Annotated in this window: 24 protein-coding genes; 10 read left to right on the forward strand and 14 right to left on the reverse strand. The window is 66.1% G+C overall.

Features of this window, described 5'->3' with window-relative positions; all coding sequences use genetic code 11:
* Window positions 1-99: 99 nt before the first annotated feature.
* Window positions 100-1,122 (reverse strand): hypothetical protein, encoded by a 1,023-nt coding sequence (locus QX048_RS31805; protein WP_315712887.1) that lies wholly within the window; start codon window positions 1,120-1,122, stop codon window positions 100-102.
* A gap of 294 nt (window positions 1,123-1,416) precedes the next feature.
* Here QX048_RS31805 and QX048_RS31810 point away from each other — a divergent pair, with 294 nt between their 5' ends.
* Window positions 1,417-1,596 carry a hypothetical protein gene (locus QX048_RS31810; RefSeq protein ID WP_315753598.1) on the forward strand — a complete coding sequence of 60 codons (180 nt, stop codon included), beginning with the start codon at window positions 1,417-1,419 and terminating at the stop codon, window positions 1,594-1,596.
* Between the two features lie 9 nt (window positions 1,597-1,605).
* Here the strand turns inward: QX048_RS31810 and QX048_RS31815 are convergent, their stop codons facing one another.
* From QX048_RS31815 to QX048_RS31830, 4 genes are all read right to left on the reverse strand, one after another.
* Window positions 1,606-2,181, reverse strand: coding sequence for a cytochrome b/b6 domain-containing protein (locus tag QX048_RS31815; protein ID WP_316159257.1), 576 nt, complete (start codon window positions 2,179-2,181; stop codon window positions 1,606-1,608).
* Between the two features lie 47 nt (window positions 2,182-2,228).
* Complete coding sequence (locus QX048_RS31820) at window positions 2,229-2,507, reverse strand: PepSY domain-containing protein (protein ID WP_315825101.1); 279 nt, start codon at window positions 2,505-2,507, stop codon at window positions 2,229-2,231.
* A 267-nt stretch (window positions 2,508-2,774) separates the two neighbouring features.
* On the reverse strand, window positions 2,775-5,273 hold the full coding sequence (locus QX048_RS31825; protein WP_316200834.1) for a TonB-dependent receptor: 2,499 nt from the start codon (window positions 5,271-5,273) through the stop codon (window positions 2,775-2,777).
* A gap of 179 nt (window positions 5,274-5,452) precedes the next feature.
* On the reverse strand, window positions 5,453-5,833 hold the full coding sequence (locus QX048_RS31830; protein WP_315825099.1) for a hypothetical protein: 381 nt from the start codon (window positions 5,831-5,833) through the stop codon (window positions 5,453-5,455).
* Window positions 5,834-6,299: 466 nt separating this feature from the next.
* On the opposite strand from QX048_RS31830, the gene QX048_RS31835 reads away from it, so the two are divergent.
* Window positions 6,300-6,791 carry an ATP-binding protein gene (locus QX048_RS31835; protein ID WP_315825098.1) on the forward strand — a complete coding sequence of 164 codons (492 nt, stop codon included), beginning with the start codon at window positions 6,300-6,302 and terminating at the stop codon, window positions 6,789-6,791.
* Window positions 6,792-6,903: 112 nt separating this feature from the next.
* On the opposite strand, the gene QX048_RS31840 is transcribed toward QX048_RS31835, so the two are convergent.
* Both QX048_RS31840 and QX048_RS31845 read right to left on the reverse strand, forming a co-directional pair.
* Window positions 6,904-7,158 (reverse strand): hypothetical protein, encoded by a 255-nt coding sequence (locus QX048_RS31840; RefSeq protein ID WP_315825097.1) that lies wholly within the window; start codon window positions 7,156-7,158, stop codon window positions 6,904-6,906.
* 92 nt (window positions 7,159-7,250) lie between these two features.
* A complete protein-coding gene (locus QX048_RS31845) occupies window positions 7,251-8,936 on the reverse strand; it encodes a PAS domain-containing methyl-accepting chemotaxis protein (protein WP_315712876.1) in 1,686 nt (561 codons plus the stop codon).
* A 494-nt stretch (window positions 8,937-9,430) separates the two neighbouring features.
* Between QX048_RS31845 and QX048_RS31850 the strand changes: the two genes are divergently transcribed.
* Window positions 9,431-10,399 carry an AraC family transcriptional regulator gene (locus QX048_RS31850; RefSeq protein WP_316172207.1) on the forward strand — a complete coding sequence of 323 codons (969 nt, stop codon included), beginning with the start codon at window positions 9,431-9,433 and terminating at the stop codon, window positions 10,397-10,399.
* 118 nt (window positions 10,400-10,517) lie between these two features.
* Here QX048_RS31850 and QX048_RS31855 read toward each other — a convergent pair whose 3' ends face one another.
* Both QX048_RS31855 and QX048_RS31860 read right to left on the reverse strand, forming a co-directional pair.
* The gene (locus QX048_RS31855) at window positions 10,518-11,249 is read right to left on the reverse strand and encodes an alanyl-tRNA editing protein (protein ID WP_315825096.1); all 732 of its coding nucleotides are present in this window, start codon (window positions 11,247-11,249) and stop codon (window positions 10,518-10,520) included.
* 175 nt (window positions 11,250-11,424) lie between these two features.
* Window positions 11,425-12,150, reverse strand: coding sequence for a hypothetical protein (locus QX048_RS31860; RefSeq protein WP_315753612.1), 726 nt, complete (start codon window positions 12,148-12,150; stop codon window positions 11,425-11,427).
* Between the two features lie 60 nt (window positions 12,151-12,210).
* On the opposite strand from QX048_RS31860, the gene QX048_RS31865 reads away from it, so the two are divergent.
* A complete protein-coding gene (locus QX048_RS31865; protein WP_409998680.1) occupies window positions 12,211-13,761 on the forward strand; it encodes a flavin-containing monooxygenase in 1,551 nt (516 codons plus the stop codon).
* Between the two features lie 174 nt (window positions 13,762-13,935).
* On the opposite strand, the gene QX048_RS31870 is transcribed toward QX048_RS31865, so the two are convergent.
* Window positions 13,936-14,388, reverse strand: a complete 453-nt coding sequence (locus QX048_RS31870) for a MarR family winged helix-turn-helix transcriptional regulator (protein ID WP_315825457.1) — start codon at window positions 14,386-14,388, stop codon at window positions 13,936-13,938.
* Window positions 14,389-14,488: 100 nt separating this feature from the next.
* On the opposite strand from QX048_RS31870, the gene QX048_RS31875 reads away from it, so the two are divergent.
* The 3 genes from QX048_RS31875 (at window position 14,489) to QX048_RS31885 (ending at window position 17,747) form a co-directional block, all read left to right on the forward strand.
* Complete coding sequence (locus tag QX048_RS31875) at window positions 14,489-16,411, forward strand: FAD-binding monooxygenase (RefSeq protein ID WP_315825095.1); 1,923 nt, start codon at window positions 14,489-14,491, stop codon at window positions 16,409-16,411.
* Between the two features lie 136 nt (window positions 16,412-16,547).
* Window positions 16,548-16,793 (forward strand): PilZ domain-containing protein, encoded by a 246-nt coding sequence (locus tag QX048_RS31880; RefSeq protein WP_315712872.1) that lies wholly within the window; start codon window positions 16,548-16,550, stop codon window positions 16,791-16,793.
* An 84-nt stretch (window positions 16,794-16,877) separates the two neighbouring features.
* On the forward strand, window positions 16,878-17,747 hold the full coding sequence (locus QX048_RS31885) for a tetratricopeptide repeat protein (RefSeq protein WP_315712870.1): 870 nt from the start codon (window positions 16,878-16,880) through the stop codon (window positions 17,745-17,747).
* Between the two features lie 132 nt (window positions 17,748-17,879).
* Here QX048_RS31885 and QX048_RS31890 read toward each other — a convergent pair whose 3' ends face one another.
* The 4 genes from QX048_RS31890 to cpaB are packed head-to-tail and all read right to left on the reverse strand — an operon-like array spanning window position 17,880 to window position 22,218.
* On the reverse strand, window positions 17,880-19,148 hold the full coding sequence (locus QX048_RS31890) for a CpaE family protein (protein ID WP_315712868.1): 1,269 nt from the start codon (window positions 19,146-19,148) through the stop codon (window positions 17,880-17,882).
* Complete coding sequence (locus QX048_RS31895) at window positions 19,145-19,882, reverse strand: CpaD family pilus assembly protein (protein WP_315712867.1); 738 nt, start codon at window positions 19,880-19,882, stop codon at window positions 19,145-19,147. The genes QX048_RS31890 and QX048_RS31895 overlap by 4 nt, the downstream gene beginning before the upstream one ends.
* Before the next feature lie 33 nt (window positions 19,883-19,915).
* Window positions 19,916-21,385, reverse strand: coding sequence for a type II and III secretion system protein family protein (locus tag QX048_RS31900; RefSeq protein WP_315712866.1), 1,470 nt, complete (start codon window positions 21,383-21,385; stop codon window positions 19,916-19,918).
* A gap of 17 nt (window positions 21,386-21,402) precedes the next feature.
* Window positions 21,403-22,218 carry a Flp pilus assembly protein CpaB gene (cpaB, locus tag QX048_RS31905; RefSeq protein WP_315825094.1) on the reverse strand — a complete coding sequence of 272 codons (816 nt, stop codon included), beginning with the start codon at window positions 22,216-22,218 and terminating at the stop codon, window positions 21,403-21,405.
* A 670-nt stretch (window positions 22,219-22,888) separates the two neighbouring features.
* Here cpaB and QX048_RS31910 point away from each other — a divergent pair.
* The 3 genes from QX048_RS31910 (at window position 22,889) to QX048_RS31920 (ending at window position 25,063) form a co-directional block, all read left to right on the forward strand.
* Window positions 22,889-23,581: a PilZ domain-containing protein gene (locus QX048_RS31910; RefSeq protein ID WP_315768732.1), complete on the forward strand. Its 693-nt coding sequence runs from the start codon at window positions 22,889-22,891 to the stop codon at window positions 23,579-23,581.
* A gap of 176 nt (window positions 23,582-23,757) precedes the next feature.
* Window positions 23,758-23,913, forward strand: a complete 156-nt coding sequence (locus QX048_RS31915) for a hypothetical protein (protein WP_315712861.1) — start codon at window positions 23,758-23,760, stop codon at window positions 23,911-23,913.
* A 220-nt stretch (window positions 23,914-24,133) separates the two neighbouring features.
* The gene (locus tag QX048_RS31920) at window positions 24,134-25,063 is read left to right on the forward strand and encodes an aspartyl/asparaginyl beta-hydroxylase domain-containing protein (RefSeq protein WP_315825093.1); all 930 of its coding nucleotides are present in this window, start codon (window positions 24,134-24,136) and stop codon (window positions 25,061-25,063) included.
* Window positions 25,064-25,065: the final 2 nt, after the last annotated feature.

The raw sequence follows: 25,065 nt of genomic DNA on the forward strand, positions 1-25,065 counted from the left end.
ACTCTGGATTGCTTCGTCGCTTTGCTCCTCGCAATGACGGAGATCGCGGCGCGCTCTATGAAATCAGCGGAACGCCGCGACCTGCGGTGAACGTGACAATCAGCTCGTTCGCCGCGAGGCCAGCGCCGACGCGCGGATCGCCTTCGTACGCTTCGCCGCATGATGCTCAGGCCGTGCCGCGATCCGCTTGTGCTTCTTCGTCTCCGCCGCTGCCACCTTCACGGCCGGCGCGCGATGCTTGGCATATTCCTCGCCGTCGACCGGGCCGACATGCGGCGGGTCGTGATCGAGATAGGGCCGGCCGATGCCGAACGTCTTGCCGTTGGCATCGACCCATTTCCACAGCGCCTCGGTCGCCACCCAGCGCTGTGCGCGCGTCGCGCCGTTGACGCTGACGATGTCGGCCGCGAGTCCGTGGCCGTAGCCGCCGCGCAGGCTGCCGCCGTGATAGGAGCGGTTGCTGGCGGCCTTCAGGCCGCTCGCGATCTCCTGCCGGTAGTCGTCGCGGAAGCCGCTGGTGATGCCGGGCGCGAGCCCTGCGGCCTCGGCGGCATGCAAGGTGTGGAACAGCTTCAGCTTGAAGCCGCGGTCCATGCCGCCGATCACATACTCCATCATGCTGCGGCCGATGCGCTCGGCCGCCTTCGGATCCTTCCAGGTGAAGTCGTTGTCGACGAGCTTGGTGAAGCTGCGCGTCACCTTCACCATGCGTCCCTTCCGCTTGACCGTGACGACGCGGCGCTCGGTCTCGCGGATCTTGTCGAGCTTCGGCGCGCGCTCGTACAGCGCCCACAGATAGCGATCGATGCAGGCATCGATGTCGGGGCACTCGTCGAGGATCTCGATGCGGTCGGCGCTGGCGACAGTGGGCCGGGGCGGTTCGGTCGCCGCGCCGGGCGCGGCCTGTTCGTCCGCCGGCAGGACAGCCGATGGAGTGATCGACGCGGTCGTCAGCGCAGTCTCGGCTGCGGTCGGCTGCGGCGACGTCGCGATCGGCTCCGCGGCGACGGGCGGCGTCGCTGCCTCGATCTCGGCGGCGGCCGCGGGCCATGCCGCCGCACAAGCTACCAGGACAACGGACCGACACAACGCACGCGCCAAAAGCTGCTGCGAGCTCATCATCCGGGCTCCCCAAAATCCGAGCCCCTGCTGGTGAGGGGCGGTCAGGCATCCGATACCTGCGATTGTTCGGCGCAAGACGGCCCGGCGCAATAACGCATCTCCGCGCCCGCGCAGCTTTTGCGAGAACTGTGGCCTGCGTGCAACGCTCGTGAGTTCCGTGTGTGGCGCGATTCGCCGCGAACGATCGTTCGGCGATGACAGATGCTGGAGACCGCAGGGCCTCTGGCTGACGCTCGGTTGCCACCGCCAGCCGCGCCGCGTACTCTCTTGAAACTGGTTCGTGGAGCTGACGTCATGAGCACCATCGAGATCATCGTCGGCGGCACGAGGTTGATCCGGGACTACGCGCCCGAGGACTCGATCTGGTCGCTGCCCGAGGAAAAGCGCGAACGCAAGGCGCTGGCCGATGCGCAGCGCGATCTCGCCGTGGGGGCCGACCGTCTGGCGCAGACGCCCTACGCCGTGCGCGGCTGAGCCGCCCGGTCAGCGCGAGCCGCGCCGCAGCAGCTTGCGCCCCGTCAGCATGGCGCGGGCGAGATTCTCGCGCTGCAGGCGGCTCACCAGCACGACGCCGGCGACATGCAGCACCACCAGCGGGATCAGGAGATATGACGTCACCTCGTGGGTGTCCTCGACCCACCAGATGCCGAAGAAGCGCACGGTCACCTGCATCGCGCCGGTCATCGCGGAGACGATGAGCAGAAGCAGCAGTGCGAGCTGCATCGCCGTGCCCGCGGGATTCAGCCCGAGATAGCGCCCGGTCTTGCCGCGCCGCAGATTCCACAGGTAGGCCGGCGTCGCGCGCAGCCGGAGCTTGAGACTGCGGAAGCGCGAATGGCGCGTACCGATAATGCCCCAGATCAGGCGAAAGGCGAGCAAGCCGAGGATCGCGTAGCCCGCGATCCGGTGCAGGCCGTCATGGACGTTCGGCGTCACCCAGGCGATGAGCACCAGCACGGCCAGCATCCAGTGCCACAGCCGCAGCGGCAGGTCCCAGACCTGCACGGTGTCGGCGGTGTCCTGGCGTTTCAGGCTGGCTCGGGGGGCTGTGCCGTGCATGGCTCTCACGTCACGTCATCCAGCACGCTGGACGACGCTTGCGCCAACTACTTGGCGATCGTGTGCTTCAGGCTGAGATCCTCCGGGCTGTAGAACAGCTCATGGAGCTTGCCGCCCTTGACGCCGTAGACCTCGTAGCAGGAGCCTTCGATCTTCGAGCGGCGCACCTCGTAGCCCGCTTCCTTGGCCTTGGCTTCCGCCTCGGCGGCCGGCTTCCACTGGGCCTTGTCGAGCTTGGTGCAGTCCTTGTAGCCGTCGGCCAGAGCCGGCGAGATGGCGAAGCCGGCGAGTGCGGCACCGAGCACGGCCGCGATGGTCAGTCTCATCAATCCCTCCAATGAGCAAATTCAAATACGATGCATCGTGGGATCAGTGGAGACGGCAACCGCCCCGATGTGTCAACGGAGCGGCGGCTGGAATCGCTCTTAGAGCTTTTCCAAGTTCGTGAGAGCCGCGATTTCGGCCGAGAATCGCAGACGGCGTGATGCGCGACGTTACGTCTCGCTCGTGCCGCTCGTCGCGACGCCGTGTCGTCTGGCGCCCGCTCTCGCCCTGTCCCGCTGGCGGGACAGGGCGAGATGCGAATGCCGGCGTCAGAATTCCAGGTTCGCACCCAGATAGAACGAACGTCCGGGGCCGGGAACGGCGGTGCCCCACATCGTCGCGGTGCCCGATACGCCGCCGCCGGTGGCAGCGACGGTGCCGGCCTCCTTGTTGAACGACATCGATGCGCCCTCGCCGATATAGGCGCCGCCGAGCGGTAGGTAGTAGAGCTTGTTGAACAGGTTCTCGACGCCGAAGCTGATGCGCAGCCTCTGCCAGGTGTAGTTGCTGCGCAGGTTCACCAGGCTGTAGCCCGGGGTCTTGAGCTCGTTGCGCGCGACGGAGACGTCGGACTTGCGGCCTACCATCACCAGCTCGAGGCCGCTGTCCCAGCCGTCGAGCCGGTGCGTGAGCGTCAGCCTGCCGTTGACCGGCATGATGTTGTAGAGACCGCTTCCGGTGTCGAGATTCCGGCCGTTGGTATAGCTCAACACTCCTTTCAGGCCGAAATCGCCGATCGGCGTCCTGCCCAGCGGCGCTTTGCCGGACAGATCGAAGCCGTACAGCCGTGCCTGCTGGTTCATGTATTTCATGATCACGAACTGGTTGGCGACGGCAGGCACGGCGGCGGTGTTGGTGGCGGCCTTCCACTGCACCGCATCGATGTAGTCGCGTACATGGGTGTAGTAGGGCGTGAGCCGGATCTCGGCCTCATGGTCGGCGCTGTGCCAGGCGCCGGTGAAGCTCACGGTATGGGCGACCTCGGGTCTCAGATTGGGGTTTCCGAGATAGCCGTTGCCGTCGCCGACGAAGTTGTTCATCTCCAGCGCCATGGTGTTGCGCGACCAGGAATAACGCTCGTAGAGATTCGGCGAGCGGGTCTTCTGCATCGCGCCGAACTCGAAGGTGAGATGGGCGCTCGGCGTGTTTCGAAACAGCGCCGTCAGGTCGACATTGTTGTCCTTTCGCGAGCGATCCACGGCGTTGAACGCCGCGCGGGAGCCGACCGAGCTCGTCTCGTACATGCCGGACATGAATCCCGATGTCAGCGGCGTGGTGCTGGTGTTGTAGCCGACGACCGGTCCGGTGTCGGACTCGACGCGTTCGAACCGCACGCCCAGCAGCGACAGCCAGGACGGGCTCCACTTCGCCTCCCACTCGCTGAACACGCCGGCTCGGTCGCGCTTGCCGCCGTTGATGTTCCAGAACGTCAGCGGCGCCATGCCGCCGATGCAGTTGCCGACGCCGCAATCGGGGGCCGGCGGCCACCAGTCGTCGAGACGGTAGGTCTGCAGGTCGACGCCGACGCGGACCACGTCGCGGGGCGACGGCGTGATGTCGGCCTTGGAGGTCAGGCCGTTGGTCTTGGTGCGCGTATACATCGGCATGCCGTTGGCCGGATAGCGCGGACCCGTCGTGTTCGGCGGGCTGAGTGTGCCATACGAGAACAGCCGATCACCGCCGAAGTTCATATAGTGATCGACGGACTGGTGATAGAGGCGGGTGTCCAGATCGCCCCAGTCGAACCGGCCGAGATGGTGCAGGTTGAAGCTGTAGGCATCGTTGCCCAGCATGTCCATGCGCTGGTTCGGGTAGAGCTGATAGGGCACCTCCTGCACTCCCGCCTTCAGCTCGATGAGCTGGCCGTCCTTGCTCCAGGCGATGCCCATCAGATGATTCCTGGTCTCGTAGGCGGATGAGCCGACCTGATCGAGGGGAAGCACCGGCGTGATGGAGCTCCTCAGGGTGAAGTTCTTGAAGTTGCCGCCGGCCGTATAGTTGTCGGCCTTGACCGCAGCGCCGCTGTAGCTGACGCTGTAGTTCTCGGTGGCCATGGTGGCCGACAGGTTGACGCCGCGCACGTTGCCGTTGCTGCGGTAGAACGTGCCGATGCTGCCTTTGGTCAGCAGGCTCTGCCCCGGCGCCGCGAACAGGGCCGCCGGCGAGCTGACGGCGACGGTGCCGCCGATCGAGTCGCCGCCGACGCTCACGGGCGTGATGCCCGCCCAGACCTTGGCCGCGGCGACCTGGGCCGGATCGATATAGGACAGCGCCGGGTTCATGTGATTGGGACACGAGGCGATGGTGTCCATGCCGTCGACCTTGATGCGCAGGCGGTCGTCGGCGAGGCCATGGATCGCCGGCAGGCTGGAGACCCCTCCGGCCGAATAGAGGCTGACTCCGGGGACATCCGCAAACAGCGCAGCCGTGTCGTTCGTGGTGGCCCGCTTCGCCAGGATGTCATCCGGTGCAACCGAAGTGGCGCCGGGAGGCGCGCCGACGCCGTCGGATGAGGCCGCCTGCGGCGGTGGCGCGCCGGCCGGATTGGTCGCCGCATGTGCGCCCCTGCGGCGGACTGCCGTTCGGGCGGCCGGGCGGGGCTTCGGGACAGCGACCGTCACCTGCGGCAGCGTGGCGGCGGAGCGAGCCTGCGATGGGTCCTGCGCGAGCACGGGACTCGAAAGGGCGAATGCCAGCAGCGCCGGCGATGTGAGCACGGTGGTTGAGCGGAGCAACCGCTGCCGGACGGGTGTCGAACAATGGTCCATGAGGGGATCTCGGAATAGGAATGGGAGAGGCGCCCGGCTGCGAGCGCGCCGTGGCCACGTGAACATGTCGCGACGAGGCGGCTGCGGGCACGGCTGCGGCGACCACCGGACGGCAGCCCACAGCGCGCGCGGACGAGACCGGCCGCATCGTGACGGGATGAGATGTCTGGAGTATCGGCCTAGAGGGCCGCCGGTGGTCCGCGAGCGACCGGCAGTTCGAGCGCAGGCCGAGGCGCCGCAACGAGGTCTGTCCGCTCGATCAGGATCGCCACGACCACCGGCATCGGCCGCGCCACGGCGGGGACGTGCGGGACTGTGACGCCGCGCCCGAGCGCACAGAACGGACAACTCGCGCATTGCTTGGCCGCAGTGCCGATGTCGTCCGACGTCGGACCGTCGACGGAGCTCTGACAGATGATGGCGACGGCATCGGGAGCAGCAACCGCAGCGCTCATCGCGGAGAGCGCCAGCGCGGACTGGAAGATCAGGGCCCATGCCGCAAACCAGACGAGAGCGCCGCCGAGCCGCGACAGCGCTGCGCGCCGCCGTGCTGAGCGCATGCGCGCCTCACGTCGTGCTGATGCGATGCCTTGTAGTTGACGCCCTTGACGAGCCACCGACTGACGCCCCCGTCCCTCGCAACTACCTACAGGAGCGGACATCCGGTTGGCAATGGACGACACGCGGCCGGCTCGACTCCCGTCGCAGTGGATCAATTCGGCCACAGTGAAGTGAGTTCAACTCATTCGCGAGCGGCCGGCCCGACTGAAATGCGCGCGGGCCATTCTTGCGAGTCGAACTCAATCGCGGTGCGGTCTCGCGACGGATGACGGCCGGGCCTGGACGCCGTCAGCGACATCTGTCAAATATATCCTCATGACCTTCCGCATTCGCATCGCAGGCGCTGCCGTCAGCAGCCGAATTACCGACCCGGCCTGATCCGTCGGGCCGGGCGCTTCCGCCTGCGAGAATTGCCTGTGAATGCTCTTGGCGCCCGAAGCGGCGCCGTATGCGAGGTCTGTATCCGTGTCTCCCAACCAACCGACGCTGCACCTCGTGTGCGGCAAGATCGCTGCCGGCAAATCGACGCTCACCGCGGAGCTCGGCCATCGCCCGGCCACCGTCGTGGTCGCCGAGGACGACTGGCTGTCGCGGCTCTATCCTGGCGAGCAGAGCAGCCTGGCGGACTACGTGCGCAATTCGTCACGGCTGCGCAGCGTGATGGGGCCGCACGTCGTCGCGCTGTTGCGGGCCGGCGTTTCGGTCGTGCTCGACTTCCCCGCCAACACGCCGGCGAGCCGGGCCTGGATGCGCGGCCTGTTCGAAGCCGCGGGCGTGCCGCACCAGCTGCATCACCTCGACGTCCCCGACGAGGTCTGCAAGGCACGGCTGCGCGCGCGCAACGCAGAAGGCCGCCACGCCTTCACCGTGACCGACGAGGAGTTCGACCTGTTCACTTCATACTTCGTGGCGCCGACCGCGGAGGAAGGATTCGACGTGATCTTGCATCGGCCGTGACCTTGCGGCGGCGACCGGGACTGCTGTCGTCCCGCTGGCTTGTTGGCGGCAATCCTGGCGGTGCGCGTCGCCGCGCAACCGTCAGCCGTGCCGCGGCGATCACCGCCTGGTCTCAGAAGATTGCGTCCAGCGCGCTTTCGGCAGCGGAGATGAGCTCGCGCACCTTTGCGCTCTCAGACAGCAGCGCGGCGAATGACGGGGCCGCGCCGATGTGCTGATCCAACTCATCCAAGGCGTTGCGCCACTGCTGCAACTCTTGCTGGAGGCGTTCGGTCTGGGGACGCAGGAGCGCCCGACAAGCCGCCACGGCGTGCTGTTCGACGAATCGCGAGGAATCGGGGGCAGGAAAATGAATGATGTCGGCCACGGTCTTCTCGTCAGCGCCTTCTTGTGAACGCCCGCATTCGATCGCTAATGGGGCGGCGGCCCGCCGGGCTTCGCCGCCCTGGTCGCGCGCAGCTAAGCCGCGGTCCGGGCGGCCAAGGCCTGAGCTTCGGCTGCGGCGCGGGCCATGCTGGACGACATCTCGTTCGTCACCGTGCTCTGCTCTTCCACCGCCGCCGCCGTCGAGGTGACGTATTCGCTGACGCTGTTGATCGCCTGCTTGATCGAGTTGAGCGCCGTCACGACGTCGCCCGAGATGCCGTTGAGGTTCTCGATTTCCTGGGCGATCTTGTCGGTGGCCTGCTTGGCCTGGTTGGCGAGGTTCTTGACCTCGGCGGCGACGACCGCAAAGCCACGCCCGGCTTCGCCGGCGCGGGCGGATTCGATGGTGGCGTTGAGCGCGAGCAGGTTGATCTGCCCGGTGATGTTGTTGATCATCTCGACGATGCCGCTCATCGCCTGCGTGGCTTCGGACAGCCGTTGCGCCTGGCCGTCGGCGGATGCCACCTGACCGACGGCGCCCATCGCCGTCTCGCGGGACTTGGTCATGGCTTCGGAAATCTCCCGCACAGACGCGTTCAACTCCTCGGAGCCTGCTGCGACGGATTCCATCATCGCACGGACGCGCTCGTTGCCTATGCGCACCAGCACCTGCCTGGTGACGTCGGTCGCATACTTCACGACCTTGAACGGCTTGCCGTTGAGATCGAGGATCGGATTGTACGAGGCCTGGATGTAGACCTCCTTGCCGCCCTTGCCGATGCGTTTGTATTCCGCCGCCTGATACTGCCCCCGGTTCAGGTCGGCCCAAAACTCGCGATATGCGGCACCATCGCGCTCCGAAGGCTCCACGAACATGCTATGATGTTTGCCTTTGACCTCGGCCAGGGTGTAGCCGAGCACATGCAGGAAATTGTCATTCGCGGTGATGATCGTGCCGTCCATGTTGAACTCGATCACAGCCTGCGACTTGCCGATCGCATCGATCTGGCCGGCCAGATCCGCGTTCCTGAGCTTCTGCGCGGTGACGTCGGTCGCGAACTTGACCACGCCGAACGGCTTGCCGGCGGTATCGAGCATGGGATTGTAGGTGGCGAGAATCCAGACCTCCTTGCCTCCCTTGCCGATGCGCTTGTATTCGCCGCCTTGATATTCGCCGCGATTGAGGGCCGTCCAGAACTCGCGATACGCCGCGCTGTCGCGCTGTGACGGCTCGACGAACATGCTGTGATGCCGGCCCTGGATCTCGTCGAGCCGATAACCCAGAACGTCGCAAAAGTTCTGGTTCGCCGTCACGACCGTTCCGTCCAGCTTGAACTCGATCACGGCCTGGGCGCGATCGATGGCAGCGATCTTGGAGCCGTCCGCCATGCTGCGCAGCTTTTTCGCGGTAATGTCGGTCGCGAACTTCACCACCTTCACCGGTCGGCGGTTGCCGTCGAGAACCGGATTGTAGGACGCCTCGATCCAGACCTCGCCGCCGCCTTTGGTGATCCGCTTGAATTCTGCGGCCTGGAATTCGCCGCGGTTGAGAGCCGCCCAGAATTCGCGATAGGCCGCGCTGTCCCGCTCGGCCGGCGCCACGAACATGCTGTGATGCTTGCCCTGGATCTCATCCAGCCGGTATCCGAGCGTATCGAGGAAGTTCTTGTTTGCCGTGATGATCGTGCCGTCCATGTTGAACTCGATCACGGCCTGCGAGCGGCTGATCGCGTCGAGCATGGCCTGTGCGTCACCCTTGGCGTGTCTGCGGCCGAACATTCTCTTTCCTCTCTAGGTCTGCTCTGCCGGGGTTTCGGCACATGCACGTCTGTCGATTTCCAGGACCTTGGTTCGCTGGGGCCAAACGCCGCCGCGAGGCCCGACTCTGGTCCAGAGTGAGCGGATCGTAGTCGAATCGAATTATCCAAGTATTTGTCCGATCCCCGACAGATCGGCCGTATGCTGCCGCTCCGATGACCCCGATACCCATCGCATTTGGCCGCTTGGTACGCCGTTGTTCCGAGCGAGCCATTGGACGACCCGGCGCAGACCACGGCCAGCCCCGCGAGGCCGCATTCTGTCCGTAACAATACGGGGTGTTCGGTTATCACCGCGAAAATCGTACGCCCCCTCGCGCCGGGACGTTGTCCGAACCGTGGAACTGAATGAAATTCGTGCTTGCCACGTGCCCTAACGCACGGCCTTGTGCTCACGCGCCTGACGATTGCACAAGGGTTGACCAGGTGGTGATGCCGATCGGGCGGAGGAGCTGTTTGGGTCAAATCTCATATCTCGATCGATATCCGCTGTTTCGCTCGCGTGATCGCGAGTTCGCGCGCGATCGCTTGTTCAGCATCTACGCCGTCGATCGTTTCGACAGCTCCGACTCCAGCTTCGGCATCGAGGCCAATCTTGCGCGGCTCAGCACCGCGGGGCTGGCGTTCTGCTCATATGCGGGCGCGGCGTCGGTGTCGTTTCCGGAATCGACGATCTACAGACAGTTCTTCTCGATCCAGGGCACTGCCGGATACAGGACTGCGCGAGGCCACCAGGCGATCGTCGCCTGGAGTCCCCTGATATCCGGGGATTCAAGACTGGATCTCGAATTTCCTGCCGGCTACTGCCAACTGGTGGTCAGGGTCGAAAGCGCGCCTCTGCACCAGCTGTTGAGAGCCATGCTCGGCGATGACAGAGACACGAATCTGACCTTTGACGAAGGCCCAACCGATCCTGCTGTCATGGCTCTCGTCCGCCAGGACGTTTTCAGGCTTGCCGGTGAGTTGCAGATGTTCGGAGCGGACTACTCGCCGATAGCCATCGCAGAGCTCGAGCGGAGCTTGATGATCCGGCTCCTGCTTGCAAATCGGCACAGCTTTAGCAGCCGCCTGCTGAATGCGCCCCAGCGAGTCAACCGTATGGTTGTCGATACCGTCGAGTCCTATATCGAGGCACATTGGGACGAGCCTCTGGACCTCGAGAAGATTGCCGCGATCGCGGGGGTCAGCGTCCGGTCGATTTTCCGCGAGTTCTCGGAGTCGGGACGCGGATCACCCGGCCAGTTTGCCAAGCGCGTCCGACTTCAGCGGGCATCTGAACTTCTGCGACGGCCCGATGCCAACACAAGCGTCGTGTCGATCGCCTTCAAATGCGGCTTTGGCAATCTGGGCCGCTTTGCCAGCGAGTACCGCCAGATGATGGGTGAGTTGCCCTCGGAGACGTTGCGGAACGCAAGGAAGACGTGAGCTTCCATGGGATCACGGACGCGCCTGCGTTACAATCGTATCGGACGTCGAGCGATGATATACGCGTTTGACAATGTGCATTGCGACGCCGGCCGTTTCATCGCGAGCCGCGCGATTCTCAAGCCGTGACGAATCCGATCCTCAACCGCCGGTTCTGCCGGCCCTTGTTGTCGACCTTGAGAATGCGGATCCGCCGCGCCTGCGCCGTCGAGACCAGGTGCGTGCCGCCGCAGGCCTGGCGGTCGAGGCCGTCGATGTCGACGATGCGGATCAGGCCGTCGGCCTGGCGCGGCGGGGCGACCGATTTGGCGCGAAACAGGCCCGCGGTCGCCTGCGCGTCGTCATAGGGCATGTCGAAGGCGCGTACCGGGCGATCGTCCGAGATCGCCGCGTTGACCGCGTCCTCCACCGCGCGCAGCTGCTCCGGCGCCAACTTGGGCAGGTCGAAGTCGACGCTGAACTCGTCGGTCTCGGTCATGCGGACGCCGGTCAGCAGCGCGCCGTCGAACAGGGTGTAGACGGCGCTGTTGACGAGATGCGCCACCGTGTGCTGCTCGCTCATGCGCTGCCGGAACGCCGGATCGACGTGCAGTTCGATCGCCCCGTCCGGGATGGCGTCATCACCGATCAGGTGCCAGATGCCGTCGGCGGTCGGCTCGAACCCGGTGACGACGCGGACGATCCCGTTCCACGTGATCGTGCCGCGGTCCGGCAATTGTCCGCCACCGCCGGGATAGAACGGCGAGCGCGCCACCAGCACCGCGCCGGGTCGCGCGTCGAGCGCGGTGATGTCGAGCTCCAGCACGTCGGGACGATCGACAGCGAAAGGGCGGGGCAGGAAGTCGGTCATGCAGAACGGCTCGCAATCGCATCGCCCGGATGAGCGGAGCGACGTCCGGGTTCATCGAGACGGCGCGTGAGGCCCCGCATATCGCTGCGCTCATGCGGGCCACGAAGCTACGACGATACGCAGCATCGCCGCGCTGCGCAAATGGCCGTTCTTGTCTCGGCCGCAGCGCCGGGTCTCAACGGCATGCGGCCACCGTGAACCACGCCATGCGAAACGCGCCATCGCCCAGGCGCAGGCACACGGTGTCGCCCGGCTGCAACCTTTCGTACAGCGCCTGCGCAACATGGGCATCGGTGGCTCGCGCGAACGGGCCCCACGGCTCGAGCGTCACCTGATGCGTGGCGAGCCGGCTGTGGCCGAGATGCTTGGCGAGCACGCGGCTGCGCAGCAGCGCCGGCGCCGAGTGGTCGAGCGCGGTGTTGAACTGGCCAAGCGTCCCGAACGCATAGGCAGCGACGAAGAGAGCGGCGAGCAGCAGCCGCCAGCCGCGGCGGCGGAGCTGGGTTTCGAACCGCGCGGCGACGATGAGGAAAATGATCGCGACCGCGGTCGCGAAGGCTGTCAGCGGCAGCCAGTCGACGAGATTGATGTCCGACAGCGTGCGCGCGGCAAGCGTGCCGGCCGCCACGATGCAACCGGTGCCGAGATTGGCGCCGTAGCCGGAGCCGAGGCCGATGCGGAACCGCCCGGGAAAGCGCAAGGTGAGGATGAGCGCCACCAGCGGGATGACGGTGACGACCGCGATCAGCTGGCCGGCCGGAAAGCTCGGGAAGAGCGACCAGGCTGCGAGCCCGATTGCGAACAGCGAAAAGCCCAGGGCGATGCGCTGCGACGGCGCACCACTGCCGTCCCGGCTGTCGCTGTCGCCGGGCCTGTCGTCGCGCGGGTGGGGAGCGTTCATCACCAGATCCGTATCGAGGGTGTTTCCCGCTGATAGCGGAGGAGGGTTGACCGACGACGAATGCGCCGGCGATTTGACAGCGACGAGCCGGGTTGCGACTGTCCGCAGCCAGAGCAAGAAAGCCGCACCAGGAAACGCCAGGAACACCTCATGTCAACAGAGCATGTCGACGTGCTGATCGTCGGCGCCGGGCTGTCCGGCATCGCCGCCGCCTATCATCTGCAGCACAAGTGCCCGAGCAAGCGCTTCGCGATCCTGGAGGGGCGAGGCGCGATCGGCGGCACATGGGACCTGTTCCGCTATCCCGGCATCCGCTCCGACAGCGACATGTACACGCTCGGCTATTCGTTCAAGCCGTGGACCGATCCGAAGGCGATCGCCGACGGGCCGCAGATCCTGAAATACGTCCAGGACACCGCGACCGAGAACGGCATCGACCGCCACATCCGGTTCAACCATCGGGTCCGGCGCGCGTCGTGGTCGAGCGCGGACGCACGCTGGACCGTCGAGGCCGAGCGCCGGACGGAGCAGGGCACGGTCGAGACAGTGTCGATGACCTGCGGCTTTCTGTTCATGTGCTCCGGCTACTACCGCTACGAGTCGGGCTATCTGCCGGACTTCAAGGGCATGGCCGATTTCAAGGGCCGCATCGTGCATCCGCAGGCCTGGCCGGAGGATCTCGACTATGCCGGCAAGCGCGTCGTCGTGATCGGCTCCGGCGCGACCGCGGTCACATTGGTGCCGGCGATGGCCAAGTCCGCCGCGCATGTGACGATGCTGCAGCGCTCACCGACCTATGTGGTGTCGCGCCCGGCGCAGGACGCGCTCGCCAACAAGCTGCGCCGGCATCTGCCCGCTGGCCTCGCCTATCACCTGATCCGCTGGCGCAACGTGCTGTTCGGGATGTACTTCTTCCAGCTCAGCCGGCGCAAGCCGCAGCGGGTCAAGCAGCTGATCCTGGGCGGGGTGCGCGCCGCGCTGGGTCCCGATTACGACGTCGCCACCCATTTCACGCCGCGCTACAACCCGTGGGACCAGCGGTTGTGCCTGGTGCCGGATGGCGACCTGTTCAAGACCATTCGCGAGCAGCGCGCCTCGGTGGTGACGGCCGGGATCGAGACCTTCACCGAGCGCGGCTTGCGCCTCACCGACGGCCGCGAAATCGAGGCCGATATCGTGGTCACCGCGACCGGGCTGGTGCTGCAGGTGCTCGGCGGCATCGAGGTCGTCGTGGATGGCCGCACCGTCGATTTCGCCAAGACGCTCAACTACAAGGGCATGATGTATTCCGACGTGCCGAATCTGGCGGCGACGCTCGGCTACACCAACGCGTCGTGGACGCTGAAATGCGACCTCACCTGCGAATATGTCTGCCGTCTCCTGAACTACATGGACCGGCACGGCTATCGCCAATGCGTGCCGCACAATGACGATTCCACCGTTACGCCGCTGCCGTCGCTGAGCTTCAGCTCCGGCTATGTGCAGCGCGCGGTCGCCGACCTGCCGAAACAGGGCTCCAAGCGGCCGTGGCGGCTGTACCAGAACTACGCGCTGGATATCGTCTCGCTGCGCTTCGGCAAGGTCGACGACGGCGTGATGCGGTATTCGTGAGGGCAGGGGGGCACGAGCGGCGCTCGCCTCTATGACGTCAGCTTGGGGCGGCTCTCTCCACATCGTCATGGCCGGGCTGGATCCGGCCATCGATGTCGTTGGGCTTGGAAGAACGCGGATGCCCGGAACCGGTCCGGGGCATGACGGGTAAGCAACCAGCAGTTTTGCTTGGGCTTACCGCTCCGCCGCCCCCTCCCGCAGCGGCGCGCGGCTGAGATCGTTGCCGGCGGCGATCGCCTTCTGCATGAGGCGGACCAACTCCTTCGCCTCGGCCTCGCTGAGGCCGCGCACCATCAGCCGCTGCGCTGCCTCGACCGCCGGCGTGATCGCCTCCAGCGTCCTTCTCCCCTCATCGGTGATCAACAGCTCCCGTGACCGGCGGTCGCGCGCGCTCGCACGGCGGACGACGAGGCCCTTCTGTGCGAGCCGGTCGATCACTCCGGTGATCGTGGTGCGGTCATAGGCGATCAGGCCAGCGAGCGTGATCTGGTCGATGGCCGGGTTGGCCGCGATCGCCGCCAGCGCCGCATATTGCACCGGCGTCAGGTCGAAGCCGGCCGCTTCCACCTCCGCCAGGAACACCGCCACGGCGATCTGCTGAAACCGGCGCGCCAGGTGCCCCGGCATGTCCCGCATCTCGGTCAATTCGAATCTCCTGTCACCAGCTTGACAAGCATACTGATGATCAGCATACTGATCAATAAGAATGGCGAGGGAAGGTGGTCACGTGCAGTTTCATCTCAACGGCTTCCAGCCGGGCGATCCCGAGATCTTCGACGCGGCCGAACGTGTGGCGAGCGCCGGCGCGACCGGCCCGCTGCCGCCCGAGGCCGATGTCCTCATCGTCGGCTGTGGCCCCGCCGGGTTGAACCTCGCTGCCCAGCTTTCCGCTTTTCCGGACATCAGGACCTGCATCGTCGAGCAGAAGCCGGGCCGGCTGCTGCTCGGCCAGGCCGACGGCATCGCCTGCCGCACCATGGAGATGTTCCAGGCCTATGGTTTTGCCGAGAAAGTGCTGAGGGAAGCGTGCTGGATCAACGAGACCACGTTCTGGAAGCCGAGCGACCAGGACAGCAAGCATATCGCGCGCAGCGGTCGCGTGCAGGACGTCGAGGATGGCCTGTCGGAGATGCCGCATGTCGTGCTCAACCAGGCTCGGGTCCACGATTTCTTCCTGGACGTGATGCGCCGTTCGGCCGCGAAGCTCGAGCCGCACTACGCGCGGCGACTGCGTGATCTGCGGATCGATCCGGCCGCAGGCGTCGACGCGCACGGCGTGACCGTCAGCTTCGATCGCATAGACCCGGAGCATGAAGGCCAGGTGGAGACGGTGCGCGCGCGCTACGTCGTCGGCTGCGATGGCGCGCGCAGCGTCGTGCGCAAGGCGATCGGCCGCGAACTGCACGGGGATTCCGCCAACCACGCCTGGGGCGTCATGGACGTGCTCGCCGTGACCGATTTTCCCGACATCCGCTTCAAATCGCTGATCCAGTCCGCCAAGGACGGCAGCCTGCTGGTGATCCCGCGCGAGGGCGGCTATCTCGTCCGGCTGTATGTCGAGCTCGCCAAGCTCGAGGTCGGCGAGCGCGTGGCCGGGCGCAACATCACCGTCGACGAGGTGATCGCCAAGGCGCAGCGCATTCTCGCGCCGTATACGCTTGAGGTGAAGGAGGTCGCGTGGTGGTCGGTCTACGAGATCGGCCAGCGCATCACCGACAAGTTCGACGACGTGCCGGAGGCCGAGGTGGCAACGCGGCTGCCGCGCGTCTTCATCGCCGGTGACGCCTGCCACACCCACAGCCCGAAGGCGGGGCAGGGCATGAACGTGTCGATGCAGGACACGTTCAATCTCGGCTGGAAGCTCGCCGCCGTGCTGGGCAGGCGTTGCGCGCCGCAGCTCCTGCACAGCTATTCGGCCGAACGGCGGGCCATCGCCCAGGAGCTGATCGATTTCGATCGCGAATGGTCAGGAATTCTTGCCTCCGCCGCCAAGCAGGGCGGCGCCGACGCGGCCAAGACGCAGGACTATTTCGTCCGTCACGGCCGCTACACGGCGGGCACCGCCACGCACTATCGGCCCTCCGTCCTCACCGGCGACGACACCTTCCAGCCGCTCGCCACCGGCTTCGTCATCGGCAAGCGCTTTCACTCGGCGCCGGTCATCCGGCTCGGCGACGCCAAGCCGGCGCAGCTCGGACATGTCGTGCAAGCCGACGGCCGCTTCCGCATCTTCGCTTTCGCGGCCGCGGAGGATCCGGCCGCGCCGGGGTCCGCGATCCGCCGCCTGTGCACATTCCTCAGCGAGGATTCGGCCTCGCCCGTGCGCCGCCACACCCAGGTGGGCGCCGACATCGACTCCGTGATCGATCTGCGCGCGGTGTTCCAGCAGGGGCATCGCGAACTCGCGCTCGAACGAATGCCGGAGCTGCTGCTGCCGCGGAAGGGCCGTTACGGTCTTATCGACTACGAGAAGATGTTCTGTGCCGATCTGAAGAGCGGCCAGGACATCTTTGCGATGCGCGGCATCGATCGCGCCGCGGGCTGCATCGTGATCGTGCGGCCCGATCAGTATGTCGCCGACGTCCTGCCGCTCGACGACGTCGGGAGGCTGTCGGCGTATTTCGATCGTGTGCTGCTGCCGGTCCGCTGAGGGATGCAGAGGGTAAACGAAACCCAAATCCGGTCGCCGGATTTCCGGGCTTGGCGCTAGCCAGATCCCAAGGTTTCCTCGCTACAAACGAGGTCTCCGGATTGGACGATTGAGTGGGTGAGACGTCGAAATGTTGATGTTGGCGAACCGTCGCAAGAGTGAACGTCGGCTGTGCAGGAGGATCGCGAAGATTCACTATGGCAACGGCAGCCTGCCGCGGGACTGCACGGTCACGGATATTTCCGACGGCGGCGTCAAGGTGATCGCCGAATTCGTCGAGATTCCCCCGCAGTTCACCATCGTCTTCGCGCCCGACCACCAGCGCAAGTGCCGGCTGGCCTGGCGCATCGGCTGCGAGTTCGGCGCCGAATTCATCGATTGAGCGGGCCGGCCGCGCCCGCTTAACGGGACCTTAGGGTTAATCTGCCAGCGTGCAGATCATCTGGTCCCGAAGTAGTTCAGTTGCATGCGTACGCGGCCCCTTCGCTCTCTCCCTCTGCTCCGGCCGGCCGCGTTCGCGCTGTCGTTCACGGCCGTGCTGCTCGGTCTCGGCGCCTGCCAGACCACCGATCTCAGCGAGGTCACGGGGGCACTGGGCGGCAATCCCGAAAAGAGCCGCGCGGCCGCCGCCGACCCGCGCGCCGAGATCGACCAGCTCCGCGAGCGCTTCCGCGCCAATCCCAACGATCCCGAGGTGGCGCTGCGCTATGGCAGCGCCCTGCGCGGCACCGGCCAGCGCTCGCAGGCGGTCGCCGTGCTCGAGCAGGCGACGATCGCCAATCCCGGCAACAAGGCGCTGCTGGCGGCCTTTGGCCGCGCGCTTGCCGACAACGGCAATTTCCAGCAGGCGTTCGACGTGCTCAGCCGCGCGCATTCGCCCGAGGATCCCGACTGGCGCATCCTGTCGGCGCAGGGCGCCACGCTCGACCAGATGGGGCGCAACGAGGAGGCCCGGCAATACTACATGACGGCGCTGAAGATCGCCCCTGACGATCCTTCCGTGCTGTCCAATCTCGGTCTCTCCTATGCGCTCTCGAACGAACTGCCGAAGGCCGAGGAGCAGTTGCGCAAGGCCAGCGCGCACCCCGATGCCAGCCCGCGGGTCCGGACCAATCTCGCCGTCATCGTCGGCCTGCAGGGCCGGATGAGCGAGGCCGAGAGCATCGCGCGTTCGGGGCTGCCGCCGGAGCAGGCCAGCGCCAGCGTCGCCTATGTCAAGCGCATCCTGGAGCGCCGCAAGATCGCGCAGCGCGAGCTGTCGCCGCGTCGCGACCGTCCGGTGGCCGGCGAGCCCGACAAGGCGCTGGCGCGGGCACTCAGCCGGTCCGACGACTAGAGCATGATCCGGAAAGGTTGAAACCGGTTTTCCCTCGCGACAAACGCCAAAGGCGTTTGCGCGGAGATCATGCTCAAACACGGAGATGAGATCATGATGCGAGTCCCTGGAATCGCATCATGATCTCAGGCGCTATTTCGCGCCGAGCAGTTTCGCGATCGGCGCCAGCAGCGAGCCGCGCTGCGGCTTGTGGTCGATCCGTCCGGTGAGCCGGTTCGCGATGTCCTGGAACAGTTTTGGCGTGCGGCTCAGCCCCGATATCTCCGCGATCATCTGGCCGTTGTTGGCGGCGGTGCCGAACAGCTTGCAGTCGAACGGGATGACCGCGACCGGCTCGGCCTCGACGGTCTTGGCGAAGCGCTTCAGGTCGATCTCCGGCCGCTTGGGCATGCCGACCTGGTTCAGGCAGTACAGCGGCGGCCGGTCGTTGGGACGCGAGGCCTTGAGCACGCCGAGCAGGTTCTTGGCGTTGCGCAGGTTCGCCAGATCGGGCTCGGCGACCACGAGGATGTCGTCGGCATTGATCAGCGCATGCCGCGTCCAGGCCGACCATTGGTGCGGCACGTCGAGCACGATGCATTGCTGGGTCATGCGCAGGGTGTCGAAGATCGCGTCGAACGCGTCGGCGCCGAAATCATAGACGCGGTCGAGCGTCGCGGGCGCGGCGAGCAGGTTGAGATTTTCGGTGCATTTGGCGAGCAGGCGCTCCATCAGCGCCGTATCCGGCCGGTCCGGCTGGAACACGGCGTTGGCGATGCCCTGCAGCGGATCCTGGTTGTAGTCCAGCCCCGCGGTGCCGAACGCCATGTCGAGATCGATCACGACCGAATCCAGCGTCAGGTCGCGCGCCATGCTCCAGGCGACGTTGTGGGCGACGGTGGAGGCGCCGACGCCGCCCTTGGCGCCGACCACGGCGATGATGCGGCCGGTGATGACGGCCTCCGAGGCCGAGAACAGGCTGCAGACCGAGCGGATCACGTCGATGGTCTCGACCGGGCCGAGCACGTAGTCGTTGACGCCGCGCCGGACCAGCTCGCGATAGGCGACGCCGTCGGACGGGCTGCCGATCAGCACCACGCGGGTGCCGGGATCGCAGACGCTGGCGAGATCGTCGAGGCCGCCGAGAATGTCGCCGCCGGGCCTGGTCTCGATCACGATGACGTTCGGCGTCGGCTGCGAATGATAGGTCTCGATGGCGCGCGGCATGCCGCCCGCCTTGATCGTGATGTGCGCCTTGCCGAGCCGGCGGTCCTGGCTCGCGGCGAGGATCGCGGCCGAGGTCTGGTCGGTTTCGCAGAATGCCTGCACCGAGACGCGCGGGACCGGCGCGATGTGATCGTCGAGGGCCGGGCCGGTGGGGCCGGGCTGCTCATCCTGGCTCTGACGGGACGCGTTGATCATTTGCCTGTATCGCTGAGCTTGGCCTTGTCGGACTCCGGATACGCCACCGCCGTCGACTCGCCCTTGCGGTACTTCTCGAACAGCGCGGAGCGGCGCGGCGTGTAGGCGGCCATCTCCGAGCGCGGCTGCTCGAGATCGGCCGGGTTGTCGATCATCGCAGCGAGGTTGCGCTGCGTGGCGCAGCCGAAATTCTGATAGTGCTGGTTGCTGCTGTAGCCGGGATTGCTGAAGTTCGGCCCGAGGTCGTCGGGCCACAGCCCGCAGGGACCGGCGACGGCGGCGATCTTCGGATAGCTCAGCCGGATGACGGCGAGCTGCCGCGGATCGTCGGGCATGGTGTTGCGCAGGGTGATCGCGTGCGAGGGAACGCCGCCGGCGGTCAGCACGGCGCGGATCTCGCGGTAGGCGTCGGCCGCGGCGCGCGCATTCGACGTGCCCGTCGGCACCTCCGCCATGATCCCGCCGGTGCCTTCGCGCAGCCATGAGCGCGCGAGCCCCGCGACATCCACGCGCTGCTGGTAGGTCAGGCCGCCGCGGCCGCTGCCGATGAAGACGACGGTCGACTGCCGGCCTTCCTCGATCGCGATCGGATGGCGGATCTTGTAGTCGTCCGGGATCGTCGCGACGACCTCACCGGTGGTGGTGTTGCAGGCGCCGAGCGTGAGCGCCAGCCCCGCGATGGCGACGATCCGGCGCAGCGCGCGCCTGCCGTCTGGTATGGATGTTGCCGACATGATCGTTCCCCCGTGCCCCGTCGTCCCGCAATCTCAGTCGATGATGAAGCCGAAGCCGGCCGGCTGCCCCGTGGCCGCGTCGACCCTGGCGGCGATGCCGTACAGCCGGTTCATGCGGCCGAGCAGCGCCGACTCCGAGTCGGTGGCCGGCGCGAAGCCGTCGTCCGGACGCGACAGCTCCTTCTGGGCGACGGCGCGCACGACATAGGGCGTCACCAGCACCATCAGCTCGGTCTCGTTGTTGACGTAGTCCTGGCTGCGGAACAGCTGGCCGAGCACCGGCAGCTGGTTGAGCCCGGGCAGGCCGTTGATCGCCTGCTTGGTCTGGTTCTGGATCAGGCCGGCCATCGCCATCGAGCCACCGGAGGGGATCTCGACCGTGGTCTCGGCGCGGCGGGTGCGGATCGCGGGGATCGTCACCGACGAGGTCGAGGCCGAGGTCAGCGCATAGGACACCGTGATCGCGTTGTCGTTCGACAGCTCCGACACCTCCGTCATCACCCGGAGGCTGATGCGGCCTTCGCCGAGCACGACGGGCGTGAAGTTGAGCGAGATGCCGAACTTCTTGTAGGTGATCGACGTGCTGCAGACCCGCGTGGTGGGATCGCAGGAATAGCCGCCGGGAATCGGGAATTCGCCGCCCGCGATGAAGGTCGCGGATTCGCCGGAGATCGCGGTCAGGTTTGGCTCGGCGAGCGTCTTGACGACACCGGCCGTCTCCATGGCGCGCAGCGTCGCCGAGACCGACGACAAGCCGCCGCCGGTGGCGGAAAGGCCGTTGGGGCCGACCAGCGACTTGCCATAGGCGGTGAACGGGTTCGTGTTGTTGAAGTTCACCACCGCGGTGCCGTAGTTCAGGCTGGCGCTGAGATCGATGCCGAGCTGCTTGACGATCTCGCGCCGGACCTCCGACACGTTGACCTTCAGCATCACCTGATCGCGGCCGCGCACGACGATCGAGTTGACCACCTTGTCGGCACCGCCGACGAGGCGTGCGGCGATCTCGCCGGCCTGCTGCGCCTCGACCGGGCTCGACACCGATCCGGTCAGGATCACGCCTTCGCCGACGCCGTCGATCTTGACGCCGGGAATGCTCTGGCTCAGCGCCTGGCGCACGCCGTTGAGGTCGCGCTTGATCGCGATGTCATAGGCCGCGACCTGCTGTCCCTCGCCGTCGAAGAACACGACGTTGGTCTGGCCGACTGCGGCGCCGATGATGTAGGCGCGCCGGGCCGAACGGACGACCGCGTTGGCGACCTTGGGATCGGCGACCAGCACGTCCTTGACGTCCTGCGGGAAGTCGACGACCACCGACTTGCCGATGCCGAGCGAGAGGAAACGCACCTTCGACGAGCCGACCGACACCACCGGCGTCTCCAGCCTGTCGTCAGCCGCCTTCACCGGCGTCAGCGCCGGATTGAGCGCAAGCCCGATCACGGCCGATGTCGATAGCGCGCGGACGACCCACGTCCCGAATTTTGCGCGTTGATGCCCACCCATCATCTTCCTCGTCCTTTCGGTCACTTCTGCGCCGTGAGCGAGCTCGTGACCCCATAGCGAATGATCTCGATGGCGCTGCCCCGTCGCGCCATCTGCTGCTGCTGTTGCTGCGTCTCGGTCTTGTTGCCGTCGGCGGCGTTCACGTCGGCGATGCTGCGCAGCGCCAGCGCCAGCGAGCCGGCCTGTCGCGCGCGTGCCAAAGTCTCAGCCTGCTCGGGCCTGAGCTCGAGCGTCACCGTCTTGCCGACGACGGTGTTCTGGCCTTCCTTCTCCTTCGGCGCCTGGTCGATCGCGAGCACGCGGACGTTGGAGAGAATGATCTCGGAGCTGACGAAGTCGGCGGCGCCGGGCTTGTCCGGGTTCTTGTCGCGCTTCGACAGGATGACGTCGACGCGGTCGTTCGGCAGGATGAAGCCGCCGGCGCCGGTCTCGGGCGATATCTCGGTGGAGATCGCGCGCATGCCCGCGGGCAGGATCGCCGCCATGAAGCCGGAGCCGTCCGCCTTCACCAGCTTCTGCTCGCGGATCGGCTCGCCGATCACGAACGGCGAACGGGCGATGGTGCCGACCAGCTGATTGGCCGCCTCGGGACGATCGCCGCGCCGGATGAAGATGTTGCTCGCGGCCTCGGGCCAGGTCTGCCAGATCAGGTCGCCGGGCTTGATCGCCTGTCCGAGCCCGATGTCGGTCTTGGCGACCAGCACCTCGACCGTCGGCAACTGCACGACCGGCGCCACGGGCGCCTGCCGCTGGCCGTCGGAATTGCTGACCAGATAGGCCGCAACGCCGCCCGCGCCGAGAGCGATGGTTAACACCACGATGCGTGCGGTCATCATACGCGTGACTACTTTGCTTACTCATACGCCCGGGGCGACGCGCGAGCCGACTGACAGCCGTCCCCCTCACTTACGACTAAGCGGCAATAGTATATGCGAAATTGAACAGCATAGGCGGCAGCCGCTGCCGTGCGGACCGATTGCGCAAGTGGTGAACAGGTTGTTAGCGAGCAAATAGCGAAACGACACGAACGTGTTAGCTGTTTGCTGGCAGCGCGGTTGCGCGCGCTGATAGTTGCTCATCTGATTGAATGAAATTGTGAGTTGCAGCTGCGCCTCAGTGGCCGCGCGTCAGAGTGAATCATTGACTAATCGCGTTGGACGCGAACGCACGCTCATCGTGAGACGGTGTGCGTCGTGGCGCGATGGCGCCGCGGCTGATGCGATCAGCCGCTCGTGCCCGGACGAACAAGTGCCGCGCCGCACCGTAATCCGACGGGTCGACATTTTCAGAAAGCAGAAACGGGTTGGACATACGATTCCGTTGAGCGGGATTTCCGTTTCGGATTCAGATTTCCTCAAGAATTTGCGCGCACGGTCCGGGCCATGGCGGCTTTGCCCATTTCGAGTTAGTTCGACCGAAAATGCACGCAGAAATTGTAACAGGCATATCGTGCCTCGGCGGGGGCCGGGCCATCGGGGACATCATGGGTTCGAGGGGAGACGTGCAATGTCGGTTGCTCGATTCCTGAAGCAGCGCGCGGTCAGGATTCAGACGGTCGGGTCCTACACGCTTCCGAACTGGTATTCGCCGGAAGGACGGCTGCGATCCTTCGCCTGCCGCACCACGCGGGTGTCGCCGTTCCGCGCGCTGCTCGAGGTGCCCGTGGTCGGCAAGGTCGGCGATCGCCTGACCTCGTATTTCCGCGACTTCGGCAAGTTCGAAGGCGAGATCAGCGACACCGTGCATGGCGGCTTTCTGCTCGAGCTGGAGATGACGCGCGCCGAGCGCGCCAAGCTCGCCGAGAAGCTGGTCTGGCTGGAGAAGAAGCAGAAGGATCCGTCGATCCGCGATTCCCGCCGCGATGCGCGCTTCGTGCCGAACTCGCCGCATTCGGCGCTGACGCTCGCCGACGGCAGATGCATCCCGTGCTTCGTGATTGATGCCTCGATGTCCGGCGCCGCGGTCTCGGCGGAGATCCAGCCGGAGATCGGCACGCCGCTGGCGGTGGGCAGTTGCATCGGCCGTGTCATCAGGCATTTCCCCGACGGCTTCGCCGTCCGCTTCGTCGACCAGTTGCCAGGCGCCAACGAGCTCGAACGGCGGGTCATCACGCCGCCGGTGCGCCCGATGCGGCGGAAGCTCGTGGTCCACGGCGATGACCGCCTGATCGGGGCGCCGGAGGACTTCTTCCTGGTGTGACGGCGGCGCTCCTGCGGCGCTCGACGGCGGCCGCTCCGGCCTGCGCGGTTTCGCGTATGGAGCGGCGGCAGGAATCGCGGCATGGGAACCGGCGGCCGTCCGCACGGTTAACGCGATGTTAATCGGCATCGTGACAGCTTGCGCGTGCCGGGTGCATTGCCAGGAGGACCAGTCCCATGGAGGCCCAGAAGACCGCGGTGGATGCCATCGTCGTCCTCACCGGCTGCGACCGCGACGCGGTGGCCGCCTTCATCCGCCGCATGTATCTGGCCGGCGTCCGGGACCCCAAGCGGCTGACCTTCAAGGGCCTGCAGGAGCTGACGCGGGCTTAGCGCGATCGCGAGCCGGGGCCGGCGGCTGTTGCAGCCGGGTCACGCCGCAGAACTTTCAACCCCGATTCCCGTTCACAACCCTCGTGCGAAGGGATGCGGCCGGTCGCGCTTGCGGCTAAATTGAGGCCCTTGGCCGGCATCAGAGCACCCCTTCGATCTCGCCCAGAAGGCGACACATCTGCGCAACAAGCTCTGAGCGGCCGGATCATGGGTCCCGGACATGCTCAGACAGCTCTTCGCGCCACAGCTCATCGGCCTCTACATCCTGATCGGGGCCACCATCTACGTCCACTTCCGCGGCAAGCAGCGGCTGCGCTTCGCCCGCCAGCTCGGCGACCACTCCACCTATCTCGCCCCCTACAATGTGCTGATGTATGCCGGCTCGGCTGTGCCCAACACGCCGGTGATCCCGGTGGAGCAGTTTCCGGAGCTCTCGAGGCTCACCGACAACTGGCAGACCATCCGCGAGGAAGCGGTACGCCTGTTCGACGAGGGCTTCATCCGCGCCGCCGCCGCCAACAACGACTGGGGCTTCTACTCGTTCTTCAAGAGCGGCTGGAAGCGCTTCTATCTGAAATGGTACGACGACTTCCTACCGTCGGCGCGTACGCTGTGTCCGAAGACGGTCGAGCTTTTGAACTCCATCCCGAACGTGCATGGCGCGATGTTCGCGATGCTGCCGCCCGGCGGCAAGCTCGGCGCCCACCGCGATCCCTTCGCCGGCTCGCTGCGCTATCACTTGGGGCTCGTCACGCCGAACTCCGACAAGTGCCGCATCCTGGTCGACGGCGTGCCCTGCGTCTGGCGGGACGGCGAAGCCTTCATGTTCGACGAGACCTTCATCCACAGCGCCGAGAACGCCACCGACGTCAACCGCATCATCCTGTTCTGCGACGTCGAGCGCCCGATGAAGCTCGGCTTCATCGCCGCCATCAACCGCTGGGTCAGCCACCACATCGTCAAGGCCTCGGCGACGCAGAACGTCGACGGCGAGCACGTCGGCGTGCTGAACAAGGTGTTCGGCAAGCTGTATGAGCTTCATCTGGCCACGCGGAAGGTGAAGGCGTGGAACAGGACGGTGTATTATGCGGCGAAGTACACGTTGACGGTGGCGATCGTCGGCGCCATCGTGGTGTCGGCGTTTCGGTGAGA

Source organism: Bradyrhizobium sp. SZCCHNS30572 (assembly GCF_032484415.1).
Lineage (GTDB): Bacteria > Pseudomonadota > Alphaproteobacteria > Rhizobiales > Xanthobacteraceae > Bradyrhizobium.

What these genes read in the sequence shown, in the direction of transcription:
- QX048_RS31805 (WP_315712887.1), bottom strand. Translation starts at nt 1,122, where the DNA reads ATGATGAGCTCGCAGCAGCTTTTGGCGCGTGCGTTGTGTCGGTCCGTT.
- QX048_RS31810 (WP_315753598.1), top strand. Translation starts at nt 1,417, where the DNA reads ATGAGCACCATCGAGATCATCGTCGGCGGCACGAGGTTGATCCGGGAC.
- QX048_RS31815 (WP_316159257.1), bottom strand. Translation starts at nt 2,181, where the DNA reads ATGCACGGCACAGCCCCCCGAGCCAGCCTGAAACGCCAGGACACCGCC.
- QX048_RS31820 (WP_315825101.1), bottom strand. Translation starts at nt 2,507, where the DNA reads ATGAGACTGACCATCGCGGCCGTGCTCGGTGCCGCACTCGCCGGCTTC.
- QX048_RS31825 (WP_316200834.1), bottom strand. Translation starts at nt 5,273, where the DNA reads ATGGACCATTGTTCGACACCCGTCCGGCAGCGGTTGCTCCGCTCAACC.
- QX048_RS31830 (WP_315825099.1), bottom strand. Translation starts at nt 5,833, where the DNA reads ATGCGCTCAGCACGGCGGCGCGCAGCGCTGTCGCGGCTCGGCGGCGCT.
- QX048_RS31845 (WP_315712876.1), bottom strand. Translation starts at nt 8,936, where the DNA reads ATGTTCGGCCGCAGACACGCCAAGGGTGACGCACAGGCCATGCTCGAC.
- QX048_RS31855 (WP_315825096.1), bottom strand. Translation starts at nt 11,249, where the DNA reads ATGACCGACTTCCTGCCCCGCCCTTTCGCTGTCGATCGTCCCGACGTG.
- QX048_RS31860 (WP_315753612.1), bottom strand. Translation starts at nt 12,150, where the DNA reads ATGAACGCTCCCCACCCGCGCGACGACAGGCCCGGCGACAGCGACAGC.
- QX048_RS31865 (WP_409998680.1), top strand. Translation starts at nt 12,211, where the DNA reads ATGCGCCGGCGATTTGACAGCGACGAGCCGGGTTGCGACTGTCCGCAG.
- QX048_RS31870 (WP_315825457.1), bottom strand. Translation starts at nt 14,388, where the DNA reads ATGCCGGGGCACCTGGCGCGCCGGTTTCAGCAGATCGCCGTGGCGGTG.
- QX048_RS31880 (WP_315712872.1), top strand. Translation starts at nt 16,548, where the DNA reads ATGTTGGCGAACCGTCGCAAGAGTGAACGTCGGCTGTGCAGGAGGATC.
- QX048_RS31885 (WP_315712870.1), top strand. Translation starts at nt 16,878, where the DNA reads ATGCGTACGCGGCCCCTTCGCTCTCTCCCTCTGCTCCGGCCGGCCGCG.
- QX048_RS31890 (WP_315712868.1), bottom strand. Translation starts at nt 19,148, where the DNA reads ATGATCAACGCGTCCCGTCAGAGCCAGGATGAGCAGCCCGGCCCCACC.
- QX048_RS31895 (WP_315712867.1), bottom strand. Translation starts at nt 19,882, where the DNA reads ATGTCGGCAACATCCATACCAGACGGCAGGCGCGCGCTGCGCCGGATC.
- QX048_RS31900 (WP_315712866.1), bottom strand. Translation starts at nt 21,385, where the DNA reads ATGATGGGTGGGCATCAACGCGCAAAATTCGGGACGTGGGTCGTCCGC.
- cpaB (WP_315825094.1), bottom strand. Translation starts at nt 22,218, where the DNA reads ATGATGACCGCACGCATCGTGGTGTTAACCATCGCTCTCGGCGCGGGC.
- QX048_RS31910 (WP_315768732.1), top strand. Translation starts at nt 22,889, where the DNA reads ATGTCGGTTGCTCGATTCCTGAAGCAGCGCGCGGTCAGGATTCAGACG.
- QX048_RS31915 (WP_315712861.1), top strand. Translation starts at nt 23,758, where the DNA reads ATGGAGGCCCAGAAGACCGCGGTGGATGCCATCGTCGTCCTCACCGGC.
- QX048_RS31920 (WP_315825093.1), top strand. Translation starts at nt 24,134, where the DNA reads ATGCTCAGACAGCTCTTCGCGCCACAGCTCATCGGCCTCTACATCCTG.